7 protein-coding genes and 1 pseudogene are annotated in these 7,606 nt (G+C 70.0%); 5 read left to right on the top strand and 3 right to left on the bottom strand.

Features of this window, described 5'->3' with window-relative positions; translation table 11 throughout:
* On the bottom strand, positions 1 to 1,489 hold a 1,489-nt coding region (locus ACFTZL_RS37285; RefSeq protein ID WP_382592541.1), incomplete at its 3' end, for an oligopeptide:H+ symporter.
* Positions 1,490 to 1,972: 483 nt separating this feature from the next.
* Between ACFTZL_RS37285 and ACFTZL_RS37280 the strand changes: the two genes are divergently transcribed.
* Both ACFTZL_RS37280 and ACFTZL_RS37275 read left to right on the top strand, forming a co-directional pair.
* Positions 1,973 to 2,650, top strand: a complete 678-nt coding sequence (locus ACFTZL_RS37280; RefSeq protein WP_189726740.1) for a response regulator transcription factor — start codon at positions 1,973 to 1,975, stop codon at positions 2,648 to 2,650.
* A gap of 32 nt (positions 2,651 to 2,682) precedes the next feature.
* Positions 2,683 to 3,960, top strand: a complete 1,278-nt coding sequence (locus ACFTZL_RS37275) for an ATP-binding protein (protein WP_382592537.1) — start codon at positions 2,683 to 2,685, stop codon at positions 3,958 to 3,960.
* A gap of 18 nt (positions 3,961 to 3,978) precedes the next feature.
* Here the strand turns inward: ACFTZL_RS37275 and ACFTZL_RS37270 are convergent, their stop codons facing one another.
* Positions 3,979 to 4,470, bottom strand: a complete 492-nt coding sequence (locus ACFTZL_RS37270; RefSeq protein ID WP_382592534.1) for a GtrA family protein — start codon at positions 4,468 to 4,470, stop codon at positions 3,979 to 3,981.
* 163 nt (positions 4,471 to 4,633) lie between these two features.
* Between ACFTZL_RS37270 and ACFTZL_RS37265 the strand changes: the two genes are divergently transcribed.
* The 3 genes from ACFTZL_RS37265 to ACFTZL_RS37255 are packed head-to-tail and all read left to right on the top strand — an operon-like array spanning position 4,634 to position 7,481.
* Positions 4,634 to 5,773 carry a 5-(carboxyamino)imidazole ribonucleotide synthase gene (locus tag ACFTZL_RS37265; RefSeq protein WP_382592531.1) on the top strand — a complete coding sequence of 380 codons (1,140 nt, stop codon included), beginning with the start codon at positions 4,634 to 4,636 and terminating at the stop codon, positions 5,771 to 5,773.
* Positions 5,770 to 6,297 carry a 5-(carboxyamino)imidazole ribonucleotide mutase gene (gene purE / locus ACFTZL_RS37260; protein ID WP_189726736.1) on the top strand — a complete coding sequence of 176 codons (528 nt, stop codon included), beginning with the start codon at positions 5,770 to 5,772 and terminating at the stop codon, positions 6,295 to 6,297. Before ACFTZL_RS37265 ends, purE begins: the two co-directional genes overlap by 4 nt.
* Before the next feature lie 5 nt (positions 6,298 to 6,302).
* Complete coding sequence (locus ACFTZL_RS37255) at positions 6,303 to 7,481, top strand: dipeptidase (RefSeq protein WP_382592526.1); 1,179 nt, start codon at positions 6,303 to 6,305, stop codon at positions 7,479 to 7,481.
* Here the strand turns inward: ACFTZL_RS37255 and ACFTZL_RS37250 are convergent.
* Positions 7,430 to 7,606: pseudogene (locus tag ACFTZL_RS37250) on the bottom strand (alkene reductase); the annotation flags it as partial. The gene ACFTZL_RS37255 and the pseudogene ACFTZL_RS37250 sit on opposite strands and share 52 nt — an antisense overlap.

The raw sequence follows: 7,606 nt of genomic DNA, 5'->3' as shown, positions 1-7,606 counted from the left end.
CGTCGCCCATGAGCTCCTTGACCTTCTTGCGGTACATCCACACCGCGCCACCGGCGAGGACGGCGAGCGTGGCCTCCAGAGCCACGATGTTCGTCTTGTTCAGGTCGACCCCGGCGATGGAGAGCAGACCGGTCGTGGCGTCACCAGCGGTGACGGCCAGGAACCAGACGCCCATCATTTGCGAGGCGTACTTCGCGGGAGCCATCTTCGTCGTCACCGACAGACCCACCGGGGAGAGCAGCAGCTCACCGACGGTCTGCGTGAAGTAGATCGCCACCAGCCACAGCGCCGCCGCCTTGTGACCGCCCCCGGCGATCGACAGCGGGGCCAGGAAGAGGAAGAAGGACGCGCCGACCAGGACCAGACCCGAGCCGAACTTCACGATCGTGCTCGGCTCCTTGCCGCGCCGGTTCAGCGCCAGCCAGAACCAGGCGAAGACCGGGGCCAGCGCCATGATCAGGACCGGGTTGACCGACTGGTACCAGGAGACCGGGAACGCCCAGCCGAAGACGCTGTTCTCGGCGGAGGAGTCCGCGAAGATCGACAGCGTCGAGCCGCCCTGGTCGTAGATCATCCAGAACACGGCCGCGGCCACGAAGAACCAGATGTACGCGGACATCTTCGACTGCTCGGCGCGGTCCAGGTCCTTGTCGCGCTTGATGCGGACCAGGACCATCGTCGGGATGATCACGCCCAGCAGGGTCAGCGGGACCAGGATCCAGTTGAGCGTGTAGTGGCCGGAGAAGCCGACGATCGCGTAGACGACGACCGCGATACCGGCCCAGATCGCCGCCTTGCGCAGCGTCGAGGCCTTCTCCTCGCCGGACAGCGGCGTCGGGACGACGCCGGAGCGCTCGGCCAGGTTGCGCGAGCCGATCAGGAACTGGACGAGACCCAGCGCCATGCCGAGCGCGGCGAGCGCGAAGCCCAGGTGCCAGTCGACGCTCTCACCGATGGTGCCGATGATCAGCGGCGCCGCGAAGGCACCGAGGTTGATGCCCATGTAGAAGACGGTGAAGCCACCGTCGCGGCGCGGGTCGTCCGGTCCGTCGTAGAGGTGGCCGACCATCGTCGAGATGTTGGCCTTCAGCAGACCCGAACCGATCGCGACCAGGCCGAGGCCGGCGTAGAAGGTGCCGGAGGAGGGCAGGGCCAGCGTGAGGTGGCCCAGCATGATGATTCCGCCGGCGATGGCGACCGTCTTGCGCGGCCCCCAGACACGGTCGCCGAACCAGCCGCCGGGCATGGCGAGCAGGTACACCAGCGACACGTACACGGAGTAGATCGCCGTCGCCGTGCCCGCGGGCAGGTGCAGCCCACCCGGGGCCACCAGGTACAGCGGGAGCAGGGCCCTCATGCCGTAGTAGGAGAACCGCTCCCACATCTCGGTCATGAAGAGAGTGGCCAGTCCGCGGGGGTGGCCGAAGAAGGTCTTCTCGGAGCCGGGGGTGCCCGGGCGGGCCGAGTCCTTCGTCAGGCTGGACGCCATGGTCGTTCCTTGCTGGTCGGGACGCGCCCCGCGACAGCGGTGGTGCGCCCGGTGGGGGGCTGCCGGCACCGGTGCGTACGGCCGTCCGCCCGACGCCTACGGGGGTCCGCTCCGGGGCACGGAGCGGTGGGCGGTCGCCACCGGGGTCCACGTGGGGTCCACGCCTCTACGCGCGTCGCCGCACGACGAGGCCCGACACAAAAGAGACCTTCGAGGCAGAGAAGCCTCAGAAGGTCGCCTAGGGCTACAGGCGTTGATTCACCATACGGCAGGACACAGCCGCATATGGAAGGACTTGAGAGGAGGATCACAGGTGTCAGGGGAACCATGAGCCCCGTTTCCAAGGTCCTTACCAGGATCGCACCCCATAGGCAGAGGTTCGTCCACGTTCCCCCGGAACGTAAGAAGTGGGTATGCCAGCGGTAAGAATCAAGGCTTCCGGTCACACCCCAGCTCAGGGCCTCGCAGGTCTACCATCTCTCCATGACCCGTGTACTGCTCGCCGAGGACGACGCGTCCATCTCGGAGCCGCTGGCCCGTGCTCTGCGCCGGGAGGGCTACGAGGTCGAGGTGCGTGAGGACGGCCCCACCGCTCTCGACGCAGGACTGCAGGGCGGCGTCGACCTGGTCGTGCTCGACCTGGGTCTGCCCGGCATGGACGGTCTCGAGGTGGCCCGCCGCCTGCGTGGCGAGGGCCACACCATCCCGATTCTCATCCTGACCGCGCGCGCCGACGAGGTGGACACCGTCGTCGGGCTCGACGCGGGCGCCGACGACTACGTCACCAAGCCCTTTCGGCTCGCCGAGCTGCTCGCCCGCGTCCGCGCCCTGCTGCGGCGCGGTGCCGCCGAGCCGCAGCAGCCGCCCGCCACGCACGGCGTGCGCATCGACGTCGAGTCGCACCGCGCCTGGATGGGCGAGGAGGAGCTCCAGCTCACCGCCAAGGAGTTCGACCTGCTGCGGGTGCTGGTGCGCGACGCGGGCCGGGTCGTCACCCGCGACCAGCTCATGCGCGAGGTCTGGGACACGACCTGGTGGTCGTCGACCAAGACCCTCGACATGCACATCTCCTGGCTGCGCAAGAAGCTCGGCGACGACGCGGCCAACCCCCGCTACATCGCCACCGTGCGCGGTGTGGGCTTCCGTTTCGAGAAGAGCTGAGCCGCAGGGCAGGCAGGCACGGGTAACAGGACATGCGCCGCCGACTGATCCAGTCCACGCTCGCCGTGGTGCTGGTCGTGATCGCCGTCTTCGGTGTCTCGCTCGTCATCGTCGAGACCCGGACGATCAGCAACAGTGCCCAGGAACGGGTGGAGTCCGAGGCGGTCCGCCTCGCCAGCATCGTCGACAGCCGGCTCTTCGGGGCCCAGCAGGTCGACGCCGAGGTGCTGCGCGAACAGGTCACGCAGGACCGCTACTACGCGGTGATCCGGCTCCCCGGCGAGGCGCCCATCGAGGTCGGCAACAAGCCGTCCGGTGACGTCATCAGCGCGACCGCGCCCGGTGAGGAGGGCGAGACGGTCACTGTCGAGGAGCCGCGTTCCTCGGTGACCCGCGAGGTCGGCCGGACGCTGCTGATCATCGCGCTGGTCGCGCTGCTGGCGGTGGTGGCCGCGGTGCTGCTGGCGGTCCGCCAGGCGAACCGGCTGGCGTCGCCGCTGACCGACCTCGCGGAGACGGCCGAGCGGCTCGGCTCGGGCGATCCCCGCCCGCGGCACAAGCGGTACGGCGTGCCCGAGCTGGACCGGGTGGCGGACGTGCTGGACGGGTCGGCCGAGCGCATCGCGCGCATGCTGACCGCCGAACGCCGCCTGGCCGCGGACGCCTCCCACCAGTTGCGGACACCGCTCACGGCCCTGTCCATGCGGCTGGAGGAGATCACCCTCACCGACGACCCGGACACGGTGAAGGACGAGGCGACGATCGCGCTCACGCAGGTCGAGCGGCTGACGGACGTCGTGGAGCGGCTGCTGACCAACTCCCGCGATCCGCGCACCGGCTCCGCCGTCACCTTCGACCTCGACGAGGTCATCCAGCAGCAGCTCGCCGAGTGGCGGCCGGCGTACCGCAGCGCGGGCCGGGCGATCGTCAGCTCCGGCAAGCGGCATCTGGAGGCGGTCGGCACGCCCGGCGCGGTCGCGCAGGTGCTGGCCGCGCTGATCGAGAACTCCCTGATGCACGGTGGCGGCACGGTGGCGCTGCGTACCCGGGTCACCGGCAACCAGGCGGTCATCGAGGTCACGGACGAGGGCCCCGGCGTCCCCGCCGACCTGGGCGCACGCATCTTCGAGCGGGCGATCAGCGGCCGGAACTCCACGGGCATCGGCCTGGCCGTCGCCCGCGACCTGGCGGAAGCGGACGGCGGGCGCCTGGAAATGCTCCAGACCAAGCCCCCGGTCTTCGGCCTGTTCCTGTCCCGCACAGCCGCGCAGATCACGCTGACGGACGAGGACGAGCCGACGGTCCGCTAGGGCCTGTCGTGTTGTCGGCTACGGCACCCGCTGTTTGTTCCGCTCCTGGTCCACCGTCGAGCCGGTGTCCGACGCCGTCGTCCGGGCCGGGAGCGCGCGGAAGACCCACGTGCGGTACGACCAGAAGCGGAAGAGCGTGCCGATGCCGATGCCGACGAACTTGAAGATGTTGTTCTGGAGCGGGGTGTTCCAGCCGAAGCCGTAGGTCGCCGCGTACAGCACGCCGTTCTCGATGACCAGGCCCACCGCGCTGAACAGCAGGAACAGGGTCATTTCCCGGGTGCGGCCGCTCTTGTCGCGGTCGCGGTACGTGAAGTAGCGGAAGCCGACGTAGTTGAAGATGATCGCGACGACGGTCGCGATGACGCTCGCGCGCACCACCTGGAGGTCGGTGACATGCCGTACCAGGTTGAACACGAGGAGGTTGACCAGCACCCCGGCCCCGCCCACCGCGCCGAATTTGGCGACTTCGCGAACGAGCCGTCGGAGCCGCGAGGCACCATGTCCCATGGTCGTACAGGCCCCCGTCCCTCAGTTGGCGTCAACCCAGCCATGCTAACCACCCTCCCGCGCGATCTTCCTGCGGATACCGGTGGACGGCCGGAGATGGTCCGGGCCGGGCCGGGGAGGGGCAGGAAACCGGCCACCCTGGCGCGGCCGATACCCTGAGGGAGTGACGTTTCCGGTAGTCGGCATGGTCGGCGGTGGCCAGCTCGCTCGTATGACACACGAGGCGGGCATCCCGCTGGGCATCAGGTTCAAGCTTCTCAGTGACACCCCGCAGGACTCGGCTGCGCAGGTCGTGAGCGATGTCGTCATCGGCGACTATCGCGACCTCGACACGCTGCGCGAGTTCGCCCGCGGGTGCGATGTGATCACCTTCGATCACGAACATGTACCCACCGAGCACCTCAGGGCGCTGGAGGCGGACGGCATCCCCGTGCGCCCCGGCCCCGACGCGCTCGTGCACGCCCAGGACAAGGGCGTGATGCGCGCGAAGCTCGACGCGATCGGCGTGCCCTGCCCCAGACACAGGATCGTCTCCGATCCGCAGGACGTGGCGGCCTTCGCCGCGGAGGGCGACGGATTCCCCGTCGTCCTGAAGACCGTGCGCGGCGGCTACGACGGCAAGGGCGTGTGGGTCGTCGACTCCGTCGAGGAGGCCGCCGACCCGTTCAAGGCCGGTGTCCCCGTGCTCGCCGAGGAGAAGGTCGACTTCCTCCGCGAGCTCGCCGCCGACGTCGTACGGTCGCCGCACGGCCAGGCCGTCGCCTACCCGGTCGTGGAGTCCCGCCAGGTCAACGGCGTCTGCGACACGGTGATCGCCCCGGCCCCCGACCTCGACGAGGACCTCGCGGTCCGGGCCTCCCAGATGGCCCTGAACATCGCCAAGGAGCTCGACGTCGTCGGGCACCTCGCCGTCGAGCTGTTCCAGACCCGCGACGGTCGCATCCTCGTCAACGAGCTGGCGATGCGCCCCCACAACTCCGGCCACTGGTCGATGGACGGCGCGGTCACCAGCCAGTTCGCCAACCACGTCCGGGCGGTCCTGGACCTGCCCCTCGGCGACCCGCGCCCGCGCGCCGAATGGACGGTCATGGTCAACGTCCTCGGCGGCGACTACCCGGACATGTACTCCGCGTACCTGCACTGCATGGCCCGCGACCCCCAGCTCAAGATCCACATGTACGGCAAGGACGTGAAGCCCGGCCGCAAGGTCGGACACGTCAACACCTACGGCGACGACCTCGACGACGTGCTGGAGCGCGCCCGTCACGCAGCCGGCTACCTGAGAGGCACCATCACCGAATGAGCCCTGTTGTTGGCATCGTCATGGGGTCGGACTCCGACTGGCCCGTCATGGAGGCCGCCGCGAAGGCCCTCGACGAGTTCGAGATCCCCTACGAGGTGGACGTCGTGTCGGCCCACCGCATGCCGCGCGAGATGGTCGCGTACGGCGAGCAGGCCGACGGCCGCGGGCTCAAGGTGATCATCGCCGGGGCCGGCGGCGCCGCCCATCTGCCCGGCATGCTCGCCTCGGTCACCCCGCTGCCGGTCATCGGCGTGCCCGTGCCGCTGAAGTACCTCGACGGCATGGACAGCCTGCTGTCGATCGTGCAGATGCCGGCCGGTGTCCCCGTCGCCACGGTCTCCGTCGCCGGTGCCCGCAACGCCGGTCTGCTGGCCGCCCGCATCCTCGCCGCGCACGACGAGGAACTGCGCGGCCGGATGCGCGAGTTCCAGCAGGAGCTGAACGACCAGGCCACCGAGAAGGGCAAGCGGCTGCGCTCCAAGGTCGAGGGCTCGGGCGGCTTCGGCTTCGGCGCGGGGAAGTGACGGCGATGACCTCCCTGGAGTCAGCCCGGGAACTCCTGCGCGAGTTCCCGGTCGCCGACGGCCACAACGACCTGCCCTGGGCGCTGCGCGAACAGGTCCGCTACGACCTCGACGCCCGCGATGTCGCCGCCGACCAGAGCGCCCATCTGCACACCGACATCCCGCGGCTGCGCGCGGGCGGGGTCGGTGCGCAGTACTGGTCGGTGTACGTCCGTACGGACTCGCCGGACCCGGTCGCGGCCACCCTCGAACAGATCGACTGCGTACGGCAGTTGCTGGCCCGCCACCCGGCCGACCTCCGGCCCGCGCTGACGGCCGCCGATATGGAGGCCGCGCGCGGGGAGGGCCGTATCGCCTCCCTCATGGGGGCGGAGGGCGGCCACTCCATCGCCAACTCCCTGGGCACCCTGCGCGGTCTGCACGGGCTCGGTGTGCGGTATCTGACCCTCACCCACAACGACAACGTGGACTGGGCGGACTCCGCGACCGACGAGCCGCGGGCCGGTGGCCTCACCGCGTTCGGCCGCGAGGTCGTCCGGGAGATGAACCGCATCGGCATGCTCGTCGACCTCTCCCACGTGGCGGCGACGACCATGCGGGACGCGCTCGACGCGAGCACCGCCCCGGTGGTCTTCTCCCACTCCTCCGCGCGGGCCGTGTGCGACCACCCGCGCAACATCCCGGACGACGTCCTGGAGCGGCTGCCCGCCAACGGCGGTGTCGCGATGGTGACGTTCGTGCCGAAGTTCGTGCTCCAGGCGGCCGTGGACTGGACAGCCGAGGCCGACGAGAACATGCGCGCCCACGGCTTCCACCACCTCGACACCACCGCGGAGGCCATGAAGGTCCACCGCGCCTTCGAGGAGCGGCAGCCGCGCCCGGTCGCGACGGTGGCGACGGTCGCCGACCACCTGGACCACATGCGCGAGGTCGCCGGCATCGACCACCTCGGCATCGGCGGCGACTACGACGGCACGGCCTTCACCCCGGACGGCCTGGACGACGTCTCCGGCTACCCGAACCTCCTCGCCGAGCTGCTGGAGCGCGGCTGGTCGAAGGCCGACCTGGCCAAGCTGACCTGGAAGAACGCGGTACGGGTGCTGGGCGCGGCCGAGGACGTGGCCCGTGGCCTTCAGGCGACGCGGCCGGCGTCCAACGCCACGATCGACTCGCTCGACGGCTGAGTGTCCAGGGCGGGGTAGTCGGTGTAACCGGCGGCCCCGCCCACGTACATGAAGTACCGGTCGCGCATCTCGTTCAGGGGCGCCCCGAGCCGCAGCCTGGTCACCAGATCCGGGTTGGCGAGGAA

It is taken from the genome of Streptomyces sp. NPDC056948 (assembly GCF_042674225.1).
Classification (GTDB): Bacteria; Actinomycetota; Actinomycetes; order Streptomycetales; family Streptomycetaceae; genus Streptomyces; species Streptomyces purpurascens.
The sequence above is the reverse complement of the archived record's forward strand: the minus strand, read 5'-3'. Positions and strand labels throughout refer to the sequence as shown.